This is a genomic window from Mesorhizobium sp. M0598, assembly GCF_040320865.1.
In the GTDB taxonomy this organism is placed as follows: Bacteria; Pseudomonadota; Alphaproteobacteria; order Rhizobiales; family Rhizobiaceae; genus Mesorhizobium.
Window position 1 is genome coordinate 41,417 of record NZ_JAMYQL010000035.1, and the last position, 24,741, is coordinate 66,157.

The following is a 24,741-nucleotide window of genomic DNA, read 5'->3' on the forward strand; positions in this document are numbered from 1 at the left end:
CGGCAGGTGAAGCGGGGTCGCGAAGGCCCACATCGGACTTGCTTCACCAGTAGTCCGAAGACGCCAGCGACGCACTAGGCCGTGAACTCATAAATGCGGAATGAGCGAGATAGGGTGGAAAGCAGTCGGCCGCCCTATCCCGTCTTCAGTTCCCCAATGCTCATGATTTGAGGGCTTCCACGCAGAAGCACCTCTCCATACCAAGATACACTCTCATGTGATGGCAGAAGCAGGGGTGATGCCTTTCGGCCTAGCAGGGCGCGCTCCATAGCATCACCAAAAGTGCGCCCCATTAAGCCGATGCCGCTCATCATCGGGGACACCACAAACACTCGGCCCCCACTATCGATATACAGGCTTTGGTGATGGTTGTGAGCTGTGGCAAAGCAAGCCAACTCCGTCTGAAGCAAGTCTCCAATTTCGGCGATTTCTCGGTAGCCTTCATGTGGGGACCAACAGAAGACGACATCGCTCCGGGCGCATTCCATGCCACGGCCGAGCTCGCCGACGTTGAGGCCACCGAACTCGCTGAGAACGGCAGCCACGGGATGACTAGCCGGGACCTCTGGAGACATGGGCACTTTGCGTCCAGGAAACCATCCGGCTGCGGCAAAGATCGGCAAAACAGCGGTCGGCAGAGTTGTCATTCTGAATTTATCGTTGGTAGTTTCAAGCTCCGCAATGGGTTGTTTTCCGACTGGCGGCTTTCATATTGCGGCGCAATCTGATTCAGGCTCCGCATGAGCCGATATGACCTGACCGACTTCGAGTGGCGCGTGATCGAGCCGCTGTTGCCCAACAAGCCGCGAGGCGTTCCGCGCGTCGATGACCGGCGGGTGCTCAACGGCATCTTCTGGGTGCTGCGATCCGGCGCGCCGTGGCGGGATCTGCCCGAGCGCTAAGGGCCGCGGACCACCTGCTATAACCGGTTTGTGCGATGGCGGAGAGCAGGCGTCTGGGACCGGCTGATGGATGCCATCAGCGCCGAGCACGCTGGGGATATCCAAATGATCGACAGCACTTCCATCCGGGCGCACCAACAGGCTGCGACGGCAAAAAAGGGGGACCAGATCGTTGTCTCGGTCGATCGCGCGGTGGGCTCACGACCAAGATCCACGTCGTCGTCGACGCGCAAGGGCTCCCAATACGGCTCGGCCTGACAGCAGGACAGGCACATGACAGTCAGATCGCTGATCGGCTTCTCGATCATCTTGGCCAACGCACCATTGTGCTGGCCGACAAGGCCTACGACGCCGACCGCATCCGGGAATTGATCCAGGAGCAGGGTGCCACGCCCAACATCCCGGCCAAGAGCAACCGGAAATGGAAGCCCTGCTTCAGCAAGCGGCTCTACCGCGAGCGCAACCTGATCGATGCGGGTGACGTCCCCAACAGGAACCACTCGGTCGCCGGCCCGGACTTTGGGTGGCGGATCAATCGTATAAGGATGGTCATACGAAGGAATGCTCACCCTGGCGCGCCCGCTGGGGAGAATCGCGATGGCGGTACCTGCTAGCGCAACCTCATCGCCGACCTCAAATTCGCGAGGCATGTTAACGTGCAGCATGGTCTTCCTCCCGATGCTTTCCCTAATTGACGCTTTGCTAAATTAATGCCCGGCCAACCAGGTTGGTTGCTTGCAATCGGCTTCGTACGGTTCCGCACAATTCCAAGCTGGTATGCACTCCCAGTTGGCCTCGGATCGGCCTTGTGTGCGTCAAATTCTGCAGAAATGGCTTGACAGTCAGCGATGACCTTGGCGCGCCCCGTCCAGCCACGTGTTAGCGGAGCGGCGGACTTCCTCTCGGTCCGGCGATGGCCACAAACGAGGAGCGTGGAGCGGAAATCGATCTTTCGCCTTCAGGTACGTCGTTCCGGTATCGAGCCCTTCGGACCGAAATGTGACGCTTGCCTCCCTGATCAGCGCGTCGTGGGCACGACCGCGACGGCGTGGTGCCGCGCAACTCGAACATGTCTCGGAAATCGGCATCGAAGTCGAGCCGGACCGGCAACGCAATCGCGCGCGCGGAGTAGTTGGTGAAGGTAATACGCTCGAACATGCGGTCTTGCCAGATGAACCGGGTCCGATCGATGTGTACGGCGCTCGCTGGAACTTCCCTGCCGTTTGGCCCCACTGCGGCGAGATTGGTTAGATTGGCTGTGAACAAGATGTTGTCTTGCGACAAGGACGCGCCAACCAATGAGGGCATGCGGTCAGCGATCAACAGCCGGAAGCGCGACAGCACACGCGTGTCGTCGCGGAAGAGCCCGTCGCCCGTGCCTCGTATGTCGCCGTAGCTGTCGGCGACGATGAAGCAGTCCTCGTGCTTGAGCGCAAATTGCCGATGCGGTTCGCGCGGTGCGGATTCATCGAGTACCGGGAGAGCCAAGGCGGGATCAAGTTTGCGTTCTTCGACTTCAGTATTCATATCAGCCCTCTTGTCCAGAAGAGACTAGGCCGATGGGACTGTCAGGAATCTTGTGCGTGAGGCCGGTTGTCGTCATTGCTCCTTTGTTGGGTGTGGTCGATGGGACTGATTGTCCCCATGGAAAGGCACTGATCAGGACACACGCGCCTCGCCAAAGCTGATGTCGCCCCGGAAAGGAGCAAACAGGGCAACAGGCAGTCGCAATGCAGGGAGAACCGCGCGGGTCAGCTTGGGAGAGGAGCGTTTCATAGTCTGGTGGGGCCAAATTCGCCTCGTAGTTCTAGTGGTCACCCTATCGGCTCACCGGTCCCCTGAAGCGCCCGATAGACGCTCCGCTCACTGACCCCCAGTTCCTTGGCTATCGCTGTTCTGGTCATGCCCTCGGCATCCAACTTCACGATCTTGTCGCGCTTCCCCATCGCTGTCGGCTTCCGTCCTGGGTACTTGGTCTTGTCGCCTTTTGCGGCATCGATCCCGATCCGTTGGCGCTCCAGCACGACGCTACGCTCAAACTCCGCGAACGCCCCGAACATCGTCAACATGAGCTTGCCGGTCGAGGTCTTGGTGTCGACCGTGTCGCCGTTGAAGTCGAGGATACGCACCGCTACGCCACGCCCCTGCAAGTCCTCCACGATCTCGAGAAGCTGTCTGACGTTCCTCGCTAGGCGGTCCATTTTGGTCACCGTCAGCGTGTCGCCCGCTTCCAGCCTCTCCATGAGCCGCTCAAGCCGCTCCCGCCTCGAAGCGGCCCCAGAGACATGCTCCTTGTACACACGCTTGCATCCGGCCTTCTCCAGCGCCGCCACCTGATCGTCCAATCCGGTTACCTGATCTGTGGTCGAGGTCCGCGCGTATCCGAAGTTCATCGGTCTTCTTTCCTGCCATTAGGGTACCTGCCAAATCCGATACCCTGCCAAAATACAGAAAGCAACCCTCTTGTCATGCTAAATCCGTCGAGCGCCACCCTGCCACAAGAGCCTGCCCTATTGGCATCACAGCGTGAGCAAACATTGGACAGAAGCATTCCAACGTTCACGATGTGCAACGCCGACGCTAGATCGACACGAATCTTCAGTTCAAAGAGCGAGGATTAATGCTGCGGCAAACGAAGGGGGCACGGGGGGTCTTCGCGCGAGCCAGTTATCCGATCTCCCGCTCAGAAATTTCTACCAAATATTCCGACCTCCTGATGGAACCCATTCGTTGCGGGCGAGTTGCGGCTCATTGGGACGGACTTCCCGAACATGACAACGAGCAACAAAGCAGACCATCAGTCTGTCTCGGAAGCGTTTCGGAAACTGATCCGTTCCGAAGGCTATCGTCATCACGTACAAACGTTCTTAAATCTGGAGGTCGAACCAGAACTGCCGCCAACCCTACAGTCATTACTTGCGGCTATTGATCGGGCCAAACAGGGACCGACAGAAGAAGGTTCCTAGCCGGCTGGCTGAGCGTCAGGTCAAAGAGTATAGAAGCTCGCTTCGTGGCTTGTCCCTGATTCCCACTCAGAAGTTATCAAACATTCTGCTTGATTTTTCTCGACAGAGGATCATGAATGTTCCCTTGGGTTCTCGCTGAGGTGGGAGGCCTTGTATGAACGTTTGGACGAACTGCCGACCCGACAAAGTGACTGCCAAACACCTTGTTCACGAGCTGATCCTACAAGCCCGTCGCGGCCAAATCATCTCCGTCAAAGGGACTATCGCAGCGGTGCGCCGAGACGGGCCACATCTGGCGGAAACTGACTGCGAGCTGGTGGAGCTTATTGTCAATGTTGCCCCAGCCTTTGGCCTGTTCGTCGGGTTCGATCTTCGCGAATAACCGCCTCCTCAACAGGGCGGACCGTGGCGACACGGTCTCGATCAAAGCTGCACTACGCGAAGCTCGGGAGGCTGCGCCTTGCTTGGTGGCCTCTAACGAAGAACTAACCGGGGCAATCGACGAGGCAGCAACTGCCATGGGCCTCTGCGTGGCTTTCGACGGTCGCGAGTAGCTGTCAGCCAAATTCAGTCACTGTGGCATCGCAACGGAAGCGCGCCGTCCTGCGCTAGTTAGAGGTAATCCGCAATTACCTTCGCAGGATGCTAAATCTGCCTGTAGAACGGGAGCTGCCGGCTGAGCAGTATAGGCTGGAGGAACTTGATCGGGCCGACAAAGAGTGACCGCATGGCTCTCCACTGGTTCAACCCTCCGGTCCCCGTCAAGACCGAGCGTCCCGGGATCATCCGCAATGTCAACAACGCCGAGGCAGCCGGCGAGGAGCTTATGAAGTGGACCAAGCGTGGCCCTTGGTGGGACCTCGCGGTGCGCGTTTGCATGGCCGTGATTTTCGACGAGATGGAACCTGAGGAGGCCCGCAAGGCATTCCTGGCTGCTGCAAAAGAGGAGGGGACACTACTCCCCCCAATGACGACTAGCTAAATTGGATGGGGTACAAGGTTCTATGTGTCTCTGACCAACACCGCCCTCGCGAAAGGAGCCCGCCGCCAAGCATGGAGATGAGAGGCGACGGACCCCCCCCACAGCGGCTGCACATCCACGAAGATCGACCGCTGCAAGCTCTAAACCCGCGAGGGCCTACATCGTTCCTTAGCTGCGGCTAAAGCGGGGTTGGTCAGCGGGCTCTTCCCGCTCTAAGTTCCCTCTTATGGTCCCCTCTGGTTCGCTCCCCCGGTCTACGTGAAGACGAAACGTCCGGGCATTCGCAATGGGGTCAGCCACGTCGAGGGAGCCGCCGAGGAACTCCTGGCATGGGACACAAAGGGCCCGAGGTGGACGAAGGCGGTCCAATCCTGCGTCGACGCGTTCGAGGGCAGGATGTCCCCCATGAGGTCCGTGAAGCCTTTGAGGTGGCTGCCAAGGAGGCCAACGTGTATCTCTCCCCTCAGTAGGAGGTATCATGGCGCCCATCTGGTTCGTCCCTCCGGTGTTCGTGAAGACTGAAACCGGTGTCAGGCATGGCTGCAACAACGCGAAGGAAGCCCTTGAGCAGCTCAAGATGTGGACCCGGCGAGGGCCTCGCTGGCATAAGGCGGTGACCCTCTGCCTGTCAGCCTTGGAGGGCGATCCGATTGACCCTCATGTAATACGAAAGGCCTTCGAGGCTGCCGCTAAGGAGGCCAAGGTGTATCTCTCACCAGAGTAGGAGTTGTCGTGGCAACCCATTGGTTCTCCCCTCCGGTGTACGTCAAGACCGACCGACCTGGGGTCACCTACGGGTGCAACAACGTCGAGGGTGCCGCCGAGGAACTCATGAAGTGGACCAAGATGGGACCTAAGTGGAGGAAGGCTGTGCAACTGTGCGCCGACGCCTTTCAGGACCGTGTGACTCCGGAAGAGGTCCGTCAGGCTTTCGAGGCTGCTGCCAAGGAGGAGGGGGTGCTGCGTGAGTAGCAGGCCGGTGCCCATGGCTATGTTGGGAAGGACCCGTTAGGCTGTCTAATGCTGACTAAGTCCGCGCTGCTCGAAATAGACCCGGATACGAGAGCATTCACTCTGGTCCGCGCATTCATGGGCCATTTTGCACTTCTTGAAACTGGCATCGGAGCTGCTCTGGGCGAGGTAGTTGGCGTCAATGGGGCACGTCGAGTAATCATCAATCGAACATAGGGTTCGACGAGAAGATCAAAACCGTACGCACAGGGGACCGGAACCGGATGTCAGGCTTCTAAAGCCGATGGCAGAAACCGGATACGCTGTGGCGGCATTTGAGGGCCCGTTCCTGCTCTTGATTATTGCCTGTGAGCTGTGCGCGAAAATCGGGAATGGAAGGGCCGGAGGCAGGAAGCACGGCCTCAGGCCGAGGCGCTAATCAAGCGGGTCGGCAATGATCGCGAAAAGCTCAACACGGCCGCCAGCGAAACTAAAGAAGTAGTCGCGCGTTGGACGGCAAATAACGCTGTTTCGTCTCTGAGTATGGTTTAGGTCAGGGTGGTCAAGCCAACGTCGCGTAAGGCAATCAATGCGTCGAGCGCTAGTCAAGCGAAGTCGCCCGCTCGTGACGAGGTCACTTTAGCGCCGCCCGCTTTCCGGCCGGTCCAGCTCGCAACGCTCGTGGACACGGTCCCTGCCGGCGATCGTTGGATCCATGAAATGAAATACGACGGCTATCGTATTCTCGTTGCGGTCGGCGGAGGCGAGGCGCGAGCCTACACACGATCTGGTCTGGACTGGTCTAGCCGTTTTCCCTCGGTCCTCTCCGAGGCTCGCAAGCTCAAGGTGCGCTCCGCCCTGATTGACGGCGAGGCCGTGGTTGTCGATGCCGAAGGAAGATCTAACTTCCAAGCGCTTCAAAATGCATTGAAGGGTGCCCCGGCGACTATCGACTTTTATGCGTTCGATCTGCTGCAGCTCGACGGCGAAGATCTGACAAGGCTTCCTCTTGTTGAGCGCAAGGCGAAGCTGGAGGCGATCTTGCCTGCGAAAAATCCGGTCCTTCGTTACTCCGACCATATCCTCGGCCGCGGAGAAGAGCTGCTCGATCGCTTCTGCGCTGCCGGCCTTGAGGGCGTCATCTCAAAGCTCGCGGATTCGAGTTATGTGGCGGCCCGCGGCGCAAGCTGGCTGAAGATCAAATGCATCAGGCGGCAGGAATTTGTGATTGTCGGCTGGACGCCGTCCGACAAGGTCCGCGCGTTTCGGTCCTTGATCCTTGGCGTTCATGACCGCGGCAAGCTGCGTTACGCCGGGAAAGTCGGCACCGGCTTCGATACCGCTGAACTTCTTCGTCTCTTGAAGATCATGGCGCCGCTTGAGCAGAAGGCCGCCACCGTCGACGCACCACGCGCCGAAGTGCGCGGCGCACACTGGCTCCGTCCGAAACTGGTCGCTGAGATTGCCTTCACCGAAATGACAAATGAAGGGACGTTACGACATCCGAGCTATCTTGGTCTCCGTGAAGACAAGAAGCCGGAGGCGGTCGTGCTCGAGACGGAACGTCATGCAGCCGATCTCGCCGCGTCTGCGACAACCGCCATCGCGATAAGTAACCGTGACCGCGTCATCTATCCGGAGTCCAACATCACCAAGGGACAGCTTGCCGACCATTACGCAGCGGTCGCGGCGATCATGCTTCCTTGGGTTGGCAGCCGGCCGATCAGTCTGGTTCGATGCCCACAGGGCCGCGCGAAGAAGTGCTTCTTCCAAAAACACGACGCCGGCAGCTTTGGCGACAAAGTCCACCACGTCGGCATCACGGAGAAGGACGGGCACGAGGAACCATATCTCTATGTCGACGATGCCGATGGACTCATGACTTGCGTCCAGATGGGAACGATCGAGCTGCATGGATGGGGGGCTCGGATCGAGGATGTCGAAAAGGCCGACCGCCTCGTGTTCGACCTCGACCCCGATGAAGGCCTCGATTTTGAGGCCGTCCGCGCCGCTGCCTTTCAGTTCCGCGCTATCCTTAAATCTCTGGGGCTTACGACTTTCCCGATGCTGACGGGAGGCAAAGGAGTGCACGTCATCGCGCCCCTCACCCCTGGCGCCGAGTGGCCAGAGGTGAAGGACTTCGCGTCTCGCCTGGCGCAGGCGGTCGCCCAGAGCGATCCGGCCCATTTCACGGCTGTGTTGTCAAAGGCGCGCCGCAAGGGTCGCATCTTTGTGGACTATCTACGCAATCAGCGCGGGGCGACCGCGATCATGCCCTACAGCGCAAGATCACGTCCGGGCGCTCCTGTCGCGGCACCGATCACGTGGGCGGAGATGAAGACAATAGATGCGCCCTCTCATTTCCACGTGGGCGATGCTCCTGAATTAAAGAAACGCGCCGCCTCCAAAGCTCTGGCGGGATGGGGTCGCGCTGACCAATCCTTGCCCAATCTGTAGCGCCGACGCGGGAAGAGGCAGTAAAGCCGGGATTTAAAGGACAACGCGGCGCTCATGGTCTTGCCTGATTGGAACCTGCGGAGATCGGCCTCGTTGGGCTGAAGCCATGGCAAAAAGCGATCCGAGGACCGTCGCCAGTCTTTTGAGGGAATACGCGCAACGGGCGTCTATGCGCGGCGACAATCCCTATCGCACAAAGGCATACTTGCGCGCGGCAGACAGTCTGACGGCGCTGTCGCAGCCGCTTGATCGGATCATCGCCGCCGGCGCCCTCACCAAGATCCCGGGGATCGGTGACGCGATCGCAGACATCGTGACCAAGCTTTACCAAACCGGCACGCACCCAAGCCTTGAGAAGCTGCGCGAGGATGTTCCAGCTGGCGTGATGGAGCTGTTTGCCATACCCGGGCTTCGTCCCGATAAGATACTGAAGCTTCATCAGGCGCTCGGCGTGAACTCGCTGGCGGAGCTCGAGGCCGCAGCAAGAGAAGACCGCATCCGCCCTGTCAAAGGCCTCGGCGCCGCGCTTCAGACAAAGCTGCTGCAGAACCTGGCCATCGTGCGAAGCGGCGAAACGCAACTTCACCTGCACAAGGCCGCCGCTCTTCTCCACCATGCGGTCATATCGGTAAAGCAACAGCATCCAGAGTTTTCGCGCGTGGAAATTGCAGGTGACTTCCGACGCGGTTGCGAGCTCGTTTCCGACTTCGCCCTGGTAGCACAGGCCAGAAAGTCGACTGGAATCGAGGATACGACCCTCAGGCTTGTTGTCACGGACAGGAAGCACTTTGGCGCGAGCCTGCTCGAAGCAACCGGTTCGGCAGACCACCTTGAGCAACTGAAGACGTTCGCGGCCGACAAGGGATTCACCCTAAACGCCGACGGGCTCCATCGCGGGAGAAAGCTGATCGCGTCAGCGACAGAAGAAGAAATCTACCAAGCTCTAGACTTGCAGTTTATCGAACCTGAATTGCGCGAAGGCAGGGACGAGATTGAGCGAGCGGCAAAGCAGAAGCTACCCGCCCTCATTCGGGATGAAGATCTGCATGGCATCCTGCATTCTCACACGACCGCATCCGATGGCACCGAAACGCTTGAGGCAATGGCTGAAGCCACGCGTAGGCGCGGTTTCGAATACTATGGTGTCGCCGATCATTCGCAGTCCGCTCACTACGCAGGCGGCCTTTCGTTGCAGGAGATTGCTGAACAGCACCGCGAAGCTGACCGGCTGAACAAGGCATACAATGGAAAATTTCGCATATTGAAGGGCATCGAGGCGGACATCCTGGCGGATGGCTCGCTCGATTACCCGAATCATATCTTGGAGCAGTTCGATTTCGTCGTCGCGAGCGTGCACAGCCGCTTCAAGTTGCCCAAGAAGGAACAGACGGAGCGTATCATTGAGGCGATCGGAAATCCTCGGACGACAATTATCGGGCACATGACCGGTCGCCAGCTGTTGCGCCGGCCCGGTTATGATCTCGACGTCGACAAAGTCCTCAAAGCGTGTGCGAAACACGGCGTCGCTGTCGAAATCAACGCACATCCGTGGCGACTCGACCTCGACTGGCGCTGGCATCAAAAGGCACTCGATCAGGGCTGCATCTTCAGCATCAATCCGGACGCTCATTCGATCCGCGAGCTCGACCACATGCATTGGGGTGTCGAGATGGCGCGCAAGGGCGGTGTTCCTGCGAAGCGGGTCCTGAACGCGATGCGTTTGACGGCCCTTCTTGCGCATCTCGCACGGCGCAGGCAAACGTCCTAAACTGCTTGTGCGCCCGGCCTATCAGCGCAGGAGTCCGTCATTCTCAAAATCTTCCCAGCCGCGCAAACTGGAGTGCGCGTTCTCGTCGGGGCCGTAGCCAGTTGAAGCTGCAGTTCCGCGACCGCTTCTTTGAGCACGTTTCATAGCGGCCTTCCCCGCGGCTCGCCGCCTGTTCTCTGCAGCTGTCGCTGCGTCCTGTTCGCGCCAGACCGTAACCAGGTCGCGGTCAAGCACATCCTCCACGTGCTCCGGGTCGAACACGTGAAAGGTGATGTTCCTTGCCCGCCCGCGGAGTTTCACGGTTTTCGTCCCGGCGCTCTGCAAGCGACCATCTTTCAGCCAGCGGTGCCGTTCGGCCGTCGAGATCGTCAGAATGTCCTCGATTTCACGGGGGATTACGGGCAGGTCTTCGATATTCTGCAGTGCTTTGGATACGATCCCGAATACCACCTGCACATCATTCTCGGCGCCCTCAGACAGGCGCAGGGTAAGCACGCGGGACTCGATATTGAGCAATTTCCTGAACTCCGTTGGAAGGCGGGCGCGTATTTCGAGAAAAATACCCCTCGCTCTGACGGACGATCCAAACGTTGCAGCCGGGGTTAAAGGCCACTCTCCAATCAGCTTCGCTGTTGCATTGATTTTTCGGCGCGTGGACATGCCCCTTTATATAGGTCACCGATTGTCGGCAGCGACGAGCCGATCGCAAAGCCAACATGAGTTCTAATCCGCCAGCGGTCTGAACCACGATGCACTAAAGGCGCAACCACGATTGTTAGCGGGGCCGCTTGCAACTTCGGCTAACAGGAAGCGGCAGAGTTAATCTCAAAGTGCGATATCAGGCGCGTTGCCGCCTGGCGGCTTTTTGGGGGCCGCAACCTGACCGTCCGTGATTGGGAGCCACATGACTAAAGCAGCTGTTCGGCTATTGAGTCTTGACAGGCGTCCTAGGCACCCGCGGCGTTCGAATTCAATCGCAAATCCCGCGTCGATCGCGCTTCGCGCAATGAGATCCCCAAGTTCCCAATCCGTGAGGTCGCAAAGCGGAAATATTACAGCGTGGCTAACCTCGGATATCGAAATGCACGGCCTGCCGACATTGTCGATCAGGTAACGGACAAACGTCCGACAGGTGGGCATCTGCGCGAGCGCAGGCATATATGGCCTACGAATGGAGCCGTGGTTCTACGACATCGGCTGTTTTTGCATCGAAAGCGACGGGCACACCGTGAATTATGGATGCCGCCGCCAATAGCTCCTCCTGGAGAGGACATAGGCTTCGGCGGCTCTTTCAACCGTGACGGTGTGAAAAGTGTTAGTGATGTGAGTTCCTCCCTGAAACCCAAATCAACACGATTTATGGCACCAATTCGGCCGCCTGCAAGAGTTTGTCCGATTCCGAACAGTTAGGCGGAGGCGAGGCCGAAGTGACTTTGCTCCTCGTCGCCGTAGGCACCATGTGTGAGTTGTATCATTCCAACCGGTCGACAATTGTGATCTCGCCGCGCCTGGCGTGAACCAGCCCCCGATACTCAGCATTTGGAGGGCGGTGGTAACGCCCGGGCGCCGAGTGCCAACCATGGTCGCCAGAAACTCATGCGTCAGGTAAATCTTGTTTCCTTCGACCCGGTCTTGGACCATCAGCAACCAGCGGGCCAGCCGCTCCTCGATTTTTGAGTGGCCGTTGACCAGTGCCGTCCGGGACGACTGGATGAGGAACGCGTGGGCATAGCGAAGCAGTGACTCGCGAAGGGATTGGTCTCTGCAATCGCAAGGGGAAGAGCTTCAACCGGGAGGATCCAGCCATTACCTGCGACTTGGATAGTACTTAATGTCTATTTTAGACAGTCGCCGCGACCTAACTTTTGATAACAGGTCAGGGTCGCGGGATGCCGAGCTGCTTGAAATACCGAGTTACCTCCGGATGCTCGCGATCGTCCCGCCTCAACCGCGCAAGCGCGTCATCATCCCCGACGAGCGCCATAGCCAAACCAGGAGCGTTATTCTCCACGGAGCACCGGGCATTGTCTGGTTGTGAAGACGGTGCTTGATCACCAGCCGCCTGAGTGTGTCTTCGCTTACGTTGTAGTCGTACCTGAACAGATCAATGGCCCTCTGGACCGTGATCGCCTCTGCCGTGGGATGTAGAGCGGCCGAAGCCGTTCGCCTCTTTCCGGCGCTGTTTTGACAGGGCGCGCATTGATTCGGCCCATCGCGCTTTTCTGGCCCGATATCAGGGAACGATATCGCCCCCCATGTATTAGAAACCTATGGACACTACGGAACCCCACGGGATGGCGGCCGATCTTTTGACATCGGAAGTTGCCAATGCCAGGCAGCGCATCCACCGGACTGAGGTCGCGCTTCAACGCACTGAAGAAATGCTGGCCGAAAATCTCGCGCTGTGCAGCAGGATACGAACTGCGGTCGAGGCCGCAGACCGCTTGGTGAAGATCGATCCCCCGAGCTTTGAAGGACGTCGCGCGGGTTGAACTGGGCCGGCGTTTCATTCGTCGCGACCTTCAGGCCACCGGCGCCACGACTCGCGCTCAAGCACGGGGGCAACGGGTCGACAGACGGCGAGCGCGGCTCATCGTGCGGCCTGGTGCTCGGCGAGGAACCTGTCATACGCAGCTTGTCGATGAGGCCTACTTTGATCAATCGCAGGCCGTTCATGAGTTCCGCCGTTTTACAGGTCTGACACCCACGGAATTTTGGGAGCTGGCGAGACGGTCCGCTCACTTCTACGAGTTGAGATCGCCGACTTTGGCTCGCAGCAGTCAGTTAGTGGGTTGAGCCCGCCGGGCAAATCGGCGGAAGCTCCGTTCCTCCGGAACCACTGCAAAGCCGGCCGCAACGATCAACCCCGAAAACGTTTGTCCGATGTAGGGGGTCGAATCGCTCTAGCGCTATCGGCAATACGGCGCGTCGATCGAAATCACCTGTTAGCCTCTCCTCTGAGCGCGGCTGCAGCTCCCTTCAGGCAAGATGCGCGAGCAGACGGATATCTAGCTGACCCAAAGCAAACAGAAGCCGCATGCGCAAAGGTTCCTGGACTGATGCTCGGCTGGCGGCAACTTGCTCGCCAGCCGAGTGAGTTCAGGCGGTGGTCAGGGGAGGCTGGCCAGCCACACGCTGGTGATCCCAACCTGTGCCGATGTGCCAATCAGCAACCTTCGTCGGTCTTTTTCACCTGGCCTGGCGCGGCGGTGTTGGCTGTCGTGTCCTGCTGACCAGGCGCCGCCTGCTGAGCGCTGCCAGTCTGCTGGCCGGGCGCGCAGTCTCTGGCCGAGTTCGGATTTGTGGTGCCGCTGGTGGTGGTCGTGTCGGTGCCTTGATCGCCGGACATGTTGGTCCCGCTGCTCGTCGTGCCGGTGCCCTGATCCGTCGTGCTGGGCATGGTCGTCGTGGTCGAGGTTCCGCTCGTTGAGGTTCCGCTCGAAGTTCCGCTGGTCGTCTGGGCAAAGGAAAGCCCGGCCGACACCGCCAGCACGGCCGAAGCCAAAAGGATGCGTTTCATCTTCTTTCTCCTGTCTGAATGCGCGGGGTGCGCTGGCAAATCCAACAGGCAGACAGAAGGAGTGTTCCCCGATCAAGTTCAACTTTTGTAACTCTGGTCGTAGGTCAGCCTTAGGATGGCTGGCGTATATTAGAAGCCTCTTGAAGAAGACACTGCCCGCACCAGAATCCATGGCATGGCTCGGAGAATAGGCATTGGTGACCAGGTGGCGATTACGGCCAGGGTTCTGACGCGGGTAACAGAGGACCGCGTAAGGGTCTCGATCCCAGGTTACGACTTCCCACATTCCATCATCGATCACACCAAGGTGAACCGAGGCCAGCAAATCGACCTAAAAGGCGAGGTCACGCGCATCGACGAGAACACTGTGACGATCGACCTCGGGCCATTGGTCACGGTCGACCGTGAGAAGGTCCGGTTGGTGGAGAAGTATCGGCCGCCAAAACGACCAAAGGCACTTGCAGATGCCCCGGATTAGAACCGACAACATCGCGACCGGCTATGAGGGCAGGCCGCATGACGGGCCGGTAGAGGACGAGTCGAAGCACATGGTCTACTGCCCAGTCTGCGGCCAAACGTTCGACGCGCGCGATCTTGGACAGGTGTTCCACCACGCTGAGCCGCAGCACGAGCCGCTTCCGGTCGAGCAATAGTCCAGCTAGTTGAGCTCCGGCAGACCGACGTTGAGACCCTTCAGCGCGCCACCGACGTACGTTGGATGAGAAAAGGGTGCTGCGTGCACCGCGCCTTCCCCGCGCGCCGATGTTCCACCTGGACCGCAAAAAAGTCCCGCCGCACTGCCAGAACGGCGGGACCGATCAAACGCTTTGCACCAGGCGGGGGGATGCGGGGGGTTGGGCTTGCCAAGTGAGCGCGGACCGTAACCAACCCTAAGCGCAACAGCGGCAACGCGTCCACCAACCGCCGGTTGGAGCGACAGGACGATTGAGCCGCCGGCAGGTCAGGTCATCCCGGGTCGCTATCGCTCGCAACCACACGGTAGCGGAAATTGTTGCGGATCTGGTCGTTGAAATAGCGGCCCTTGGCGAACGCGGCCCGGAACGCGGCAAAGGTTTCCGGCGGTACCCCCTCAAACTCGTACCGCTTGCCGCTGGCGACGAACCACACCGAGAGGGTCCTTCTATCCAGATCATATTCCATCTTGCGGATCGATGTGGAGGGCATGACGGCGGCTCGATTCGAAAACCAATCAACGAGCGGAGAGGCCGTCGCGTTCCTTGTGACTGCGGTGGTGCGGTGAGGCACAAGGCTCAATGCGGAGCGCCAGCCGCCGCGATAAGCGCCTCGTCGAGAATCCACTTCAGCTTCGCCGAGCGCTGGTAGCTTCATCTGCTTGCCGTTCTTACTTGCCAGGAACGACATGCAGCGGTCGCAGTATGCCATGCGGGGACCTTCAATATGTCGCCGTATGTCGCCGCGTCGGATGGCCAGGAAGCGGCCAGTGCCAGTTGGACTTTGTAATGGAGCGGCGCAGCGGCGAGCGTCCACGGGCCGTTTTCCTTGCGCCGGTCTTCCGCGATCTTGGCGTTTCCCACGCATCGCTGCAGGATTTTCGCGAGGTGAATTGAGACCTGCCACGACTGTCAAGAGCCGTTCGGCGGGCTCTGCTCCGGAACAATGTCCTCTTCTAAAAGTTTTTTCCTTAGGCCGCAAAGGAGATTCGAAATGTCAGAAAGCCGCGAATGGTTTGTCCAATGGCTTAGAGATGCTCATGCCATGGAAGAGCAGGCCGAAACGATGTTGAACGGGCAGTTGAGCCGTATCGAGAATTATCCCGAACTGAGCGACCGGATCCGACAGCACCTCGACGAAACGAAGCAGCAGGCTGCCCGGCTGAAGACCTGTCTCGATCAGATGGACGAGGGTTCATCCACGATGAAGGACGCTGGCGGTAAGCTGACGGCGATGGCGCAATCGCTGAGCGGCGTCTTCGCCGGAGACGAGGTGATGAAAGGATCGCTGGCGAGCTACACGTTCGAGCACATGGAAATCGCCTCCTACACGATCCTGATCGCCGCTGCTCGATCGCTCGGCGAAACCGAGGTCCTTCGGGCTTGCGAAGAGAATCTGCGAGAGGAAGTCGCGATGGCGGATTGGCTGAAAAGCCATCTTCCCTCCACGACCGAGCAGTTCCTTGCGCGGGCCGAAGCGGACAGCGACAGCGCCAAGCGGTGAGCGGGTGGGAACGTAGGATCGTGAACTGGGTGATGGGGATTCGTCCGCTAGCGAGTCCCCTTCGTGAACGCTGGGCGACGAACAAGGCTGACTGTAGCAGGCGGTCGTCGAGCTGCATTTCGAGAAATTGCTACGACGAGCGACTTGCGGCGTAAAGCGTTCGTCTGCGCAAGCCTGGTCAAATACGCATGGCAATAGCCAGATCGGAAGGGCTAGCGCCGCGCTCGGCGAGATCAAGCTCGAATGGGCGTGTTAAAACGTTCGGAACGAGGTCGCGAGCGGAGATGCCCGAGAAAATGACTGAGCAGTTGCGTGGGCGGGCACCGATGAATGCCAAGCCGGATCGGAGAAAGTTCGTCCCGAGCGCGGACAGAGGGCGCCAGCGACGGGCAGAGGTCCCTGTCAGCCCAGCCCAACCAGGGAACTTACATGGAAAACTGGCGTTAATATCGCGCAATGCGGGAGCGTGCAGATGTTTTTGCTCGCAAAAGATACAATTAAGTTCAGCATTCTTGTGGCGCTTTCGGCCATATTCGTCGATGCGTCCATCGCGCACGGCCTGCTTTGGGAGAATGATCCATACTGGACCTATTGGATAACCAAGACTTTCCTGATCGCAACCGTCTTTCTATTTGGTACGGCTTTTCTCGGCATCGGGATCATTCCAGGCTTGGTCCTGACGGCGGTCCACACGCTCATTCTGGAGATTTACTATCAATGGCTTGCGCCCGTGGGGCTGCCGCAGGAACCCGAATGGCTCGACTTCAATCACCTGTGGATTACCGGCGTGCCGGTGCACTCCTTAGCGATCCTAGGTGGTTATCTGATGGCGCTGTGGCTTTGGCGGCGAAACCATGTTGTTGCTGAGACCGAACGTGGGGAGACGTGGCGGTTCGTTGTCTACGGGCTCGTTACTGCTGTGATCATCGTTGCGGCAGACGGTGTTTTGACCCAGACGGTGCTATTGCGCGACTTCCCAGGCATCACCTTCTTCGTCCAGCACCTTTTGATCAGCTTCGTTTTTGTCTGTGTCTGGACTGCTTACGCCGGTGCCGGCCGGCTGGGCTGGACCATCGGCGCGCTCATGCTCGCCTTCGTCTGGACCACTTACAGCATGTATCTGGGCCCACGTGGCCTGCCGCTCGATCAGCCTCATTATTCCGGCTACAGGGATCTTTGGTGGCTGTCGTTTCCAGGCGGTTTCGTTTCGGCACTTATCGGCTGGTGGGTCGGCGGTTGGCTGATGAAGAAGCGACGGGTAATCGGCCTGGCTGGGATCGGCACGCTAGCCGTCCTGCTGGGTGTCCCTGCCGAACCTGCCCACGCTCAATCGAGGGGCACCGACGGTTTGATCGCAACCGCACGGGCTTCAGGCGAGGGCATGCGGGTGACCGGGGCCGATCCGTACGCAATGAACAGCACCGTGCCTATGAACGGCACCATTGCAATCCAAACCGTGGAAATGGGCAACCGCTGGTCGCACGTTCAGAACACGGATGGTTTGCGAGTCTCGGCCGGGTTCACCTCCGGCGACGTCGCCTATACGGTCAGCATTGACAAGCCAATGCCGCGCCACCCGCTCGGAAAATATACGACATGGTCAGGCGTAGCGTATGAACACGAGATGCACGGCAACACTGGCATCGGCACGGGCAAGCTGCCGAAGGTACGGCCGGAAATCGCCCTTTGGGGCTGGGCACAGGTGAGCCGCAACGGGGAAGTGATCGCACGAGAAGCTCCTGCCCATGTCATGGTGATGACGAAGGGCCCCATCAAAGGCGTAATGCTCGAAATCGACACGGAGGACCAAGGCCTAATCGCAGAGCCGGATGGGTATATCAACGTAATGTGGCCGAAGGTCGAGGCGCTTCAAATGCCCGAGGGGCAGGAGCGGATACGACAGATCATCGGCTGGATCGCAATCGTCGGTTTCGTTGTCCTCTTCGGGGGCTTGGCCATTGTTGACCGGAACGACGTCTCGCGCGCACGGGCCAAAGAGCTCTGAAAGGTTGCCAAAGGCATTCGGGTCCACGGCGAAGCGCCAGCATCGCCGGCTTGAGCTGCCAGTCGTCGCTCGACCACCGCCGAGCCAAACTGACTTTGCCTTTCATGGATTTTGCCGGACAAGGCGCGCCCGCCGCCATCCAGTTGTCGATTGACTCGTTGTCTCCTCCGCCGAGCTTGGCGCGGGATCCCGATCCGCTCCGGGGCCCAGCCGCGGGTAACCAATTTGTCGTCGCGCACATGCAGCGCCACATCCTGCAGGCTGCGCCCGCTATTGGGGGCGGGACCCTTGATCTGGGCGCAGATTTCCGGCGAGGACTTTTCATGGGAACTATCGGTATTCGAGTGGGCTGATCCGGCTGGGTTGGCTCGACGGCGGCATCGAGCCACGGCTGGTGCCAGGGAAGTTCGACCTCCACATCGAACTCATTCCCTGGCGATCCTCTCACACAGAGCAGACATGCTGGAAGCGATCCCGCGGTCCAATGCTTCGTAACGGTGCTTCGACGAAATTGGAGGCTCGGGGATTCTCGAGTACATCTGCAGTTGGATGTAGCGACCGCCGAGAGCTACGCGGCTTGGAGCGCGGGCGTATCGTCTGTGAAGCGACCGGGTGCGTCGACTGGATCAACTCGCAGGTTTGGAGAAGCTTATGGCTTGGCAACTGCACGGCACGTCACCGGCAAACCGAGACGCGTTCTCTATCAAATACCCGAGCCCCATTCACGGCGAGGTATTCCAGAAGCGTTCCTGAGGGTGGCGTGTGCCGGAATGAAGGGGTACGGGGGCTTCGCGCGAGCCAGTTATCCAATCCCCGCTCAAAAGTCTCTACCAAACATTTTGACCCATCATTGCACACGAAATCGCATGAGGGCGCGCCTGTCCTGCATGAATACTAGGGAACAATTCCGCTCGAGCGGGAGTTCGATCCTATTTCGCCGGCAGGCCCCAGCCGAGGCCGCTCTTGAAGAAATAGACGGTGTCGGTCGGGACCGAGGCCTGCTCCAGGTGCGTCCTCAGTCCCAAGTGACGGGCTTCGAGGTGAGGCTGCAGCAACGCCAGATCCGGCGCGCTCAGGCGCCGCAACAGTTCGTTTCCATCTGCGCTGTCTCCCGATCAGGGCGGAAGCGCGATGGTCGCTCATAGCTGACGACGCCCAAACAAATTGTCGACAGTCAGGGAAAGTATACCTAAAAGGCGGGGAGTCTCAAAAAGCTACTATGCTGACCAGAGAATCTCGTCAGTCTGGCGATCATCAAGATGCTGCTAACAAGCAGTCTCCGCCCTGCCGGTCGAAGGTTGCCTTCCCAATCTGGTGTGCGCCTTTTGTCGAAGCCTGGTTCATCCTCTGGGGAAGCCAAGCGAATATCGACGCTGCCTGAAAACTTACGCGCAAGCGCTCCACACTCTCGGGGCGGCGCTTTCTCGATCGCCCAGAGTAGCCAAGCACCCCTTCTCTATCCCATAGTATTCGTCTTCGCCTATTGCTCCGGAACGGCAGAGGTTTGCGGACGATTTCGTGCTGCTTCGGCAATTTCCGGGATGTATTTCGTCGCCGTGCAGCTTCGGTTCACATTGGCGCGTGCGTCGAATACCTCTTTCTCGCAGACCCGCTTGGCGAGCTCGATAGGCACATGAACTGCCAGAGGCACTTCTACCTCGGATATTCCAAGCTCCCTTGCGACCTGCTGTTTCACTTCGTGCCTGCCAAGCGAAACGTCGACGCCGACATCCTCGGCATCTTCGGTTGTCGATGATGCGCCTTGCCCCGGCAGATCTTGCTGCTCGGTCTGAGCAAATGACTGCACGGCAAAGAGTTGCAACGCGAACACGGCGAGCGGCAAAATTCGTTGGAATACTCTCATGCCCGGCTCCTGCAAGTGCCTTTAACAACGGCAAAGTATTTGAAGCGTTCCAGACGCGGGGATGCGCGCGCTCAGCGGCAGTCGAGGCGGGTTTTTTCTGTTGGCGTGGAACACGGTATGGCGACCGTGGTCGCCGACAGCCGACCGTGCTGGCACATCGGAGTGTAGGAAGTTGGCTACCGAGAAAGAAAAACAAGCCAGAGACGTGTCAAACGCTTTCGGCGGTTTCGCTGAAAGCCGTGACCGACCGGCCGACGATCATCATGCTCGAAGGGGTTGACCGCTTTGTCCGATCTTCTCCGCCGTGCGCAACGTCATTGCGCCGTTCGTGGTTCCAGAATATGCAATCCGATGGCTGAACTCGTCGGGACTCGATAAATGTGAGCGCGGCATCATACTTTGCCTTCAGGACGACTGTTTCTCTGCAATGACCTCTGTCTACGCTCTTCCAGTTCGGTCGGTGTCCATCTGCTCATTCAGACGTCGTTGATAGGCAAAGCCGACAGCCGCGGCGACTGCTAAACCTGCGGCCGCCAGAAGGAGTTTGTCCTCGGTATGCTCATCGCCCGATGCGTCTTGAACAGCTAACGAAGCTTCATCGAAGGGTGCGGATGCTCTTGCGGCAGTCTCGCCCTCGTGCGGCCCAACGCCGCTATGGCGGATACCCGCAGCCAGGCGTTCTGTCTTCTCTTTAACAGTTTCCGTGGCCACGCCGGTCAACTCGGCAGCTTCGCGTTTTATTTTACCAGCCGTTTCAAGAGCGAAATCACTGACGCTTTCCGCCAAATCACTAGATTGCTCCTTCAGGCGCTCCTTGGCGTACGATAGGTGATCCACCTGCTGCTCGCCGGGTGGCCGGGCTGAATTGGTCCGCAATAAGCTGAACAATCCCGCTCCGACAAGTGCGGTTGCGATCGGCGGACGGCGGAGGAAACGCCACCCCAAACCGGCCCCAATCGCCAAAGCAGCGCTCGGATTGGCAGCCGCCTTTGCCTTGAGATCGTCAATAATCGCCTGCGCCACCGATTGCATTGAGGCTCTTGCTTTCTCCACTAGCGCATCCTTTGCCTCAAGCGCTTCGTGTTTCAAATCGTCGGTAAACTCGGAGAGCATGTTTGGCGACCGAAGTGTCGACAAATCTTCGGCGAGCTTAGCCCGGGCAGCCTCAACTTCGTATTCAAGATGCTCAAGTTGCGGATCGGCCATCATAAATCTCTCTTGCCACCGGGGCGGGCAGGTTTGCTCGACCGAGGGTTGTCCGACCGCTGCGATTTGGCCGTTATTCCTTCCGAAGGGGTGGCGCTGCCCGGTTGCAGCTTGGCGGTGGATGGACCGCTCGATCCACTTGGGCTTGGCGAAGACGGCTGCACGGGTTCACTTGATTGCTCTTCTGATAAGGCGCTTCCAAAGGCGCCCGCAACGTCCCTTGCGACCTCCTTGAGGCCGTCCGAATTCAGCCCACGTTCCTCGGCTGCGCTCTTGAGCCGTTCGCCCGCCTTTGCTGTCGAAGACTTCAATCGGTCCCCAGCTTTTTCAGCAGCATCCGTCAATCGCTCTCCTACTGGGCCGAGCGTGCGCCTCTCGACATCGCTGGCCGGTAAAGCAGCAGCTATAGCGGCACCGGCTGCGAAGCCGGCCAGGACAAAAGCCAATGGTTGTTCTTCCACCATGCGGCCAATCGTGTCCTGGAACGTTGATTGGGCTTGCTGCACCACGCGCCCTGACTTCTCGGATACGGTGCGACCGGCCTGTTCTGCGTATGCCGCGGCCGATGATGCGTAGTGACTTGCGGTTTCACTCACCTTCTCCCCAATGCCGGCTAAATTGTCGCGCATGGCCTCTGCTGTCTCGCTAGCCTCTTCCTGCGTTTTTGACGCCCCGCCGCTGGCGGTGCGTACGTGCGGAGCATTTTGGCGCCCGTTGGTTCCACGGGATTGCTCGCGATGCCCGGCACTTGAACCGCGGCTGCGCATTAGCAGCGCGCACCCTGCTGCGACGAGCAGAAGGCCTTCGGGATTGTTCCTAGCGGAGCTGAGAAGCCATTCTTTCGTTCCAAAATCCTGGACCTGTGAATTGCGGCTCATGTTAGTTGCTCCTTGGTTGTCGCAATATCCTGCTTTATCTGGCTTATGGAGTGTGTCGGCAGAAGTTCTTTTTGCGCATCAGCGCGGCCCCTATAGTAGGCGAAAGCAGCGGCAGCCGCCGTTGCGGCCGCGACGATCAGACACGACCAGTGCAGAGCTATCCCTAAGCTCGCGATTCCAAGTACGAGGGCTTGCATTAGAAGCAGAGCGGCGACCACTCCCAGCGCGCCAGCAGCAGACATCCACACACCTGCTTGGAGCTTCGTTGAGACGTTGGCGGACAGCTCCGCATGCGCCAGGCGCAACTCTTTCTGAAAGAGGTCCGCGACGTCCGCCAACACTGCCGACAGTGCTTGAGGGAGAGGCGAATTCTTCAGTTGTTCCTGTGCCATCAGATCAGTTCGCTCCCTGCCGCCTTTCCTTGATGGATTCTGGAGCGGGAGGCGCGCTCTTCAGTGTGCGGAATGTCAAAAAACCCGCTACGGCGGCCAGCCCAAACACCAAACCCGGCTTGCGCCTGGCCAAATCGGACGCTGCAAGAACCAGTTGATCGACGGATCTGTCTCGCAGGTCGTCTGCGTATCCATCAAGCCTATTCGCGAAGGTGCGCACGACCCCAGCGACTATCGGTGCATTTGTGTCGAGGTCCTCGGCCGCACGTTTGGTCGAGCTCGCCAGCTGGCCGATCACCTCGGCGCCGCTGCCGACCTGACGGTCCAACATCTCCTTCACCTGATTGGTCACGGTCGACGCGCCACCAGCGGCCGCCCGTTTGGCGGTTCCCGCTGCCCCTTGTGCTATGTCCGACGCTTTGGATAACGCGCCGCTTACGGTCGCTCCTATGTCTTCCGAGGTACCGTCACCAGCTCTTACCGCAGTCGGGGGACGCCGTTCAGAATTCCGGTTGTTCATGGTTTCCTCCATTCGAGGAGCAAACGGAGGTAAGGCCCGTTGGTTCCCAATGAGCGACTGGCTGGGGTGTCCAAGTTGCATTTTCCAACTCGGTGCGCGCATCGCGTGCCTTTGCATTCGGAATGACGAGTAGCTTGCGGGCGAGCGCAATGCGAATCACCATCTTTTCCTTTCCTGCCTGCTTCAACTCTGATGGAAGGCGCCGGGGTGGGGACCATATCTGGCGACGGTGAGCGCGACGAGGGAGAGGCTGGAGCGCGGACCTTCACGGCCGCCGCGCACCGGTCTTCGACCGCTGCGCCTGCCGCTGTCACTGGCGATCGGCGCCAAGCCTACGAGTTTGGCGATGGCCTTATTGGAAAGGGTGCCAATCTCGGGCAACTCGGCCATCAGGAGTATCGGGCGACACCCTTGACCGAACGGAAGACCTAATCGAGACAGGCCCACAGCGGGTCGTCGTCGATTAGCGAGGCGATCTCGCCCTTCAAGTCGGCGGCTCTGACGCTTGAGCAGAACAATGACCTCGTCGAGGCTGGCGAGGGGTTCGGCATCGGCGACGGCGCTTTTGCGTTGCTTCTGGATGGTGAGATCGCCAGTCACCTGGGCAAGCCGGGCGATCAGCGCCTTGAGCCGTTCTGGCCACGCTCCGCGGCGTTGGTTACAGCCGCTTGACCATGGCGTGCAAAGTGATCTGCGCGCTACGCGTTGCGCTCGTCAAAACGCGACTGCTGGTCGGCGGCATCGGCCGATCCGCCCAGCGTGTCGGCGACCGTGGCACCTCGCGCACCCATCGGCTGCTGCGCACCTGTGGTGGTGTCCATCGCTGTCTGATGCTCCATCTCGGAATTTAGCTCCGCACCTACAACCAGGATAATCACAGAAATCCAAGTCCACATCATCAAGCCGATGACTGCCCCAAGGGCTCCATACGTCGCGTTGTAGTTGGCGAAGTTTTCAAGATAGTAGGAGAATCCTATCGAGACTGCGATCCAGACCACAGCCGCGAGGAAGGCGCCCCATGTCGCCCATTTCCACTTTGCCCTTTCACGGCTGGGCCCGTAGCGGTAAATCAGCGTGGTCCCGACGCCAACCATGATGAGCATCATCGGCCACCGAAGGATCCGCACAAGGGCTTCGATCCAGCCGCCGAGGTTCAGCAGCGCAAGCACGGCCGGCACAATCCCCACCGAGACGATAAAGCCGATGCCAATGAGGATGGCGCCAAGTGTGAAGCCCAAGGCCAGGAGATTCAGGTGGATGAAGCCGCGCTTTTCTCTCTCCTCGTAGGCGATGTTCATGGCTTCGAATAGCGTCTTTATGCCGTTACTGGCGCTCCACAGTGTGACGGCAAGGCCGAAGATGAAGCCGAAGCTGAGCGCGCCAGTCTTCTGAGCGGCTAAGGACGCAAGCTGAGATCTGATGATATCCAGACCTCCCGAGGGCAGTACGCCGCCAAGGAACGCAACGTGCTCAGCGATGGTCTGAGGATCGGCGACGAAACCGTAGATGGACACGAAGGCGGCAAGCGCTGGAAAGAGGGCAAGAAGCAGATAGAATGCGGCCCCGGCCGCGATAAGCATAACACGGTCCTCTGTGAGCTCAGCGAGACCCGCCACAGCACGTCCTTCCAGCCGCGGCCAGGAATCTCTGACGGCCATTCGGCATTGCGTCCGCGGCCCTCCGGGTCGGGCGGCCGCTCAAGTTGCACTTTACCTTCGTAAGGGTCCTCGGTTGTTTTCTTCGACATGGCCGCCGGTCCGGAGCACCTTCGTCGCGGGGAAACGTATAATAGCGCCAAAGGATGCAGGTGCAGACCTGCGCTTGCAAAATAACATCCCGGCTGCAGAAACACTGGCGTCATCCCACTTGGACCTTCGGCTCCCATGCCCATCTGCCGGGGGGATGCGACGGCTGAGCGTGCATGTTGTCGGGACGACGCAGCCTGATCTAAATCCTCATTGCGCTGGATCAGTTTTAGGACACCCGGGTTTCCAGCCATGATCTCACTCGCGCCTGAACATCAGTTCGTCGACGCCGGAAGCATTCGGCTTCATGTCGTTCAGGCCGGGCCTGCCGGGGGTAAGCCGGTCATGCTCCTGCACGGCTTCCCGGACTTCTGGATCGGCTGGAGACG

Annotated in this window: 24 protein-coding genes and 3 pseudogenes; 12 read left to right on the forward strand and 15 right to left on the reverse strand. The window is 59.2% G+C overall.

Annotated features, from left to right (window positions below):
- Positions 1-134: 134 nt before the first annotated feature.
- Positions 135-647, reverse strand: coding sequence for an SUKH-3 domain-containing protein (locus NKI59_RS29075; RefSeq protein WP_352453847.1), 513 nt, complete (start codon positions 645-647; stop codon positions 135-137).
- A 93-nt stretch (positions 648-740) separates the two neighbouring features.
- Here NKI59_RS29075 and NKI59_RS29080 point away from each other — a divergent pair.
- A pseudogene (locus tag NKI59_RS29080) lies at positions 741-1,375 on the forward strand (IS5 family transposase); the annotation flags it as partial.
- A gap of 504 nt (positions 1,376-1,879) precedes the next feature.
- Here the strand turns inward: NKI59_RS29080 and NKI59_RS29085 are convergent.
- Positions 1,880-2,429: pseudogene (locus NKI59_RS29085) on the reverse strand (glycogen debranching N-terminal domain-containing protein); the annotation flags it as partial.
- A 287-nt stretch (positions 2,430-2,716) separates the two neighbouring features.
- Positions 2,717-3,295, reverse strand: coding sequence for a recombinase family protein (locus NKI59_RS29090; RefSeq protein ID WP_352708147.1), 579 nt, complete (start codon positions 3,293-3,295; stop codon positions 2,717-2,719).
- Positions 3,296-4,022: 727 nt separating this feature from the next.
- Here NKI59_RS29090 and NKI59_RS29095 point away from each other — a divergent pair.
- From NKI59_RS29095 to NKI59_RS29120, 6 genes are all read left to right on the forward strand, one after another.
- A complete protein-coding gene (locus NKI59_RS29095; RefSeq protein ID WP_352595417.1) occupies positions 4,023-4,250 on the forward strand; it encodes a hypothetical protein in 228 nt (75 codons plus the stop codon).
- A gap of 345 nt (positions 4,251-4,595) precedes the next feature.
- Positions 4,596-4,850, forward strand: coding sequence for a DUF982 domain-containing protein (locus NKI59_RS29100; RefSeq protein ID WP_352595415.1), 255 nt, complete (start codon positions 4,596-4,598; stop codon positions 4,848-4,850).
- Between the two features lie 478 nt (positions 4,851-5,328).
- Positions 5,329-5,574: a DUF982 domain-containing protein gene (locus tag NKI59_RS29105; protein WP_352625652.1), complete on the forward strand. Its 246-nt coding sequence runs from the start codon at positions 5,329-5,331 to the stop codon at positions 5,572-5,574.
- An 8-nt stretch (positions 5,575-5,582) separates the two neighbouring features.
- Positions 5,583-5,822: a DUF982 domain-containing protein gene (locus NKI59_RS29110; RefSeq protein WP_352625651.1), complete on the forward strand. Its 240-nt coding sequence runs from the start codon at positions 5,583-5,585 to the stop codon at positions 5,820-5,822.
- Positions 5,823-6,359: 537 nt separating this feature from the next.
- Positions 6,360-8,258, forward strand: coding sequence for a DNA ligase D (gene ligD, locus NKI59_RS29115; protein ID WP_352594641.1), 1,899 nt, complete (start codon positions 6,360-6,362; stop codon positions 8,256-8,258).
- Positions 8,259-8,364: 106 nt separating this feature from the next.
- Positions 8,365-10,026, forward strand: a complete 1,662-nt coding sequence (locus NKI59_RS29120) for a DNA polymerase/3'-5' exonuclease PolX (protein WP_352594639.1) — start codon at positions 8,365-8,367, stop codon at positions 10,024-10,026.
- 21 nt (positions 10,027-10,047) lie between these two features.
- Here the strand turns inward: NKI59_RS29120 and NKI59_RS29125 are convergent, their stop codons facing one another.
- Both NKI59_RS29125 and NKI59_RS29130 read right to left on the reverse strand, forming a co-directional pair.
- Positions 10,048-10,686, reverse strand: coding sequence for a hypothetical protein (locus NKI59_RS29125; RefSeq protein ID WP_352594637.1), 639 nt, complete (start codon positions 10,684-10,686; stop codon positions 10,048-10,050).
- A gap of 687 nt (positions 10,687-11,373) precedes the next feature.
- The gene (locus NKI59_RS29130; protein WP_352625738.1) at positions 11,374-11,667 is read right to left on the reverse strand and encodes a hypothetical protein; all 294 of its coding nucleotides are present in this window, start codon (positions 11,665-11,667) and stop codon (positions 11,374-11,376) included.
- Between the two features lie 653 nt (positions 11,668-12,320).
- Here NKI59_RS29130 and NKI59_RS29135 point away from each other — a divergent pair.
- A complete protein-coding gene (locus tag NKI59_RS29135) occupies positions 12,321-12,518 on the forward strand; it encodes a hypothetical protein (protein ID WP_352594633.1) in 198 nt (65 codons plus the stop codon).
- 674 nt (positions 12,519-13,192) lie between these two features.
- Here NKI59_RS29135 and NKI59_RS29140 read toward each other — a convergent pair.
- On the reverse strand, positions 13,193-13,546 hold the full coding sequence (locus tag NKI59_RS29140) for a hypothetical protein (RefSeq protein WP_352456137.1): 354 nt from the start codon (positions 13,544-13,546) through the stop codon (positions 13,193-13,195).
- 175 nt (positions 13,547-13,721) lie between these two features.
- On the opposite strand from NKI59_RS29140, the gene NKI59_RS29145 reads away from it, so the two are divergent.
- Together NKI59_RS29145 and NKI59_RS29150 are read left to right on the forward strand one after the other, a co-directional pair.
- A complete protein-coding gene (locus tag NKI59_RS29145) occupies positions 13,722-14,024 on the forward strand; it encodes a hypothetical protein (RefSeq protein ID WP_352549757.1) in 303 nt (100 codons plus the stop codon).
- Positions 14,011-14,199 carry a hypothetical protein gene (locus tag NKI59_RS29150; protein ID WP_352643653.1) on the forward strand — a complete coding sequence of 63 codons (189 nt, stop codon included), beginning with the start codon at positions 14,011-14,013 and terminating at the stop codon, positions 14,197-14,199. Before NKI59_RS29145 ends, NKI59_RS29150 begins: the two co-directional genes overlap by 14 nt.
- A 313-nt stretch (positions 14,200-14,512) precedes the next feature.
- On the opposite strand, the gene NKI59_RS29155 is transcribed toward NKI59_RS29150, so the two are convergent.
- Entirely contained in the window at positions 14,513-14,950 is a 438-nt protein-coding gene (locus NKI59_RS29155; RefSeq protein ID WP_352643340.1) for a KTSC domain-containing protein, read from the reverse strand.
- 282 nt (positions 14,951-15,232) lie between these two features.
- Between NKI59_RS29155 and NKI59_RS29160 the strand changes: the two genes are divergently transcribed.
- Positions 15,233-15,742, forward strand: coding sequence for a ferritin-like domain-containing protein (locus NKI59_RS29160; protein WP_352594625.1), 510 nt, complete (start codon positions 15,233-15,235; stop codon positions 15,740-15,742).
- A 472-nt stretch (positions 15,743-16,214) separates the two neighbouring features.
- Positions 16,215-17,747: a hypothetical protein gene (locus NKI59_RS29165; RefSeq protein ID WP_352708148.1), complete on the forward strand. Its 1,533-nt coding sequence runs from the start codon at positions 16,215-16,217 to the stop codon at positions 17,745-17,747.
- 929 nt (positions 17,748-18,676) lie between these two features.
- Here NKI59_RS29165 and NKI59_RS29170 read toward each other — a convergent pair.
- The 8 genes and pseudogenes from NKI59_RS29170 to NKI59_RS29205 all read right to left on the reverse strand — a co-directional run bounded on the left by NKI59_RS29170 (position 18,677) and on the right by NKI59_RS29205 (position 24,187).
- Positions 18,677-18,832, reverse strand: a complete 156-nt coding sequence (locus tag NKI59_RS29170) for a hypothetical protein (protein ID WP_352708149.1) — start codon at positions 18,830-18,832, stop codon at positions 18,677-18,679.
- Between the two features lie 395 nt (positions 18,833-19,227).
- Positions 19,228-19,611: a hypothetical protein gene (locus NKI59_RS29175; RefSeq protein WP_352594619.1), complete on the reverse strand. Its 384-nt coding sequence runs from the start codon at positions 19,609-19,611 to the stop codon at positions 19,228-19,230.
- 438 nt (positions 19,612-20,049) lie between these two features.
- Positions 20,050-20,820 carry a hypothetical protein gene (locus NKI59_RS29180; RefSeq protein ID WP_352624911.1) on the reverse strand — a complete coding sequence of 257 codons (771 nt, stop codon included), beginning with the start codon at positions 20,818-20,820 and terminating at the stop codon, positions 20,050-20,052.
- A complete protein-coding gene (locus NKI59_RS29185) occupies positions 20,817-21,695 on the reverse strand; it encodes a hypothetical protein (RefSeq protein WP_352643330.1) in 879 nt (292 codons plus the stop codon). The genes NKI59_RS29180 and NKI59_RS29185 overlap by 4 nt, the downstream gene beginning before the upstream one ends.
- Positions 21,692-22,087 (reverse strand): phage holin family protein, encoded by a 396-nt coding sequence (locus NKI59_RS29190; protein ID WP_352594613.1) that lies wholly within the window; start codon positions 22,085-22,087, stop codon positions 21,692-21,694. Before NKI59_RS29190 ends, NKI59_RS29185 begins: the two co-directional genes overlap by 4 nt.
- 4 nt (positions 22,088-22,091) lie before the next feature.
- Positions 22,092-22,439, reverse strand: coding sequence for a hypothetical protein (locus tag NKI59_RS29195; protein ID WP_352594611.1), 348 nt, complete (start codon positions 22,437-22,439; stop codon positions 22,092-22,094).
- A gap of 241 nt (positions 22,440-22,680) precedes the next feature.
- Positions 22,681-23,243, reverse strand: a pseudogene (locus tag NKI59_RS29200) (transposase); the annotation flags it as partial.
- 62 nt (positions 23,244-23,305) lie between these two features.
- Positions 23,306-24,187, reverse strand: coding sequence for a YihY/virulence factor BrkB family protein (locus tag NKI59_RS29205; protein WP_352708150.1), 882 nt, complete (start codon positions 24,185-24,187; stop codon positions 23,306-23,308).
- Between the last annotated feature and the right edge of the window lie 554 nt (positions 24,188-24,741).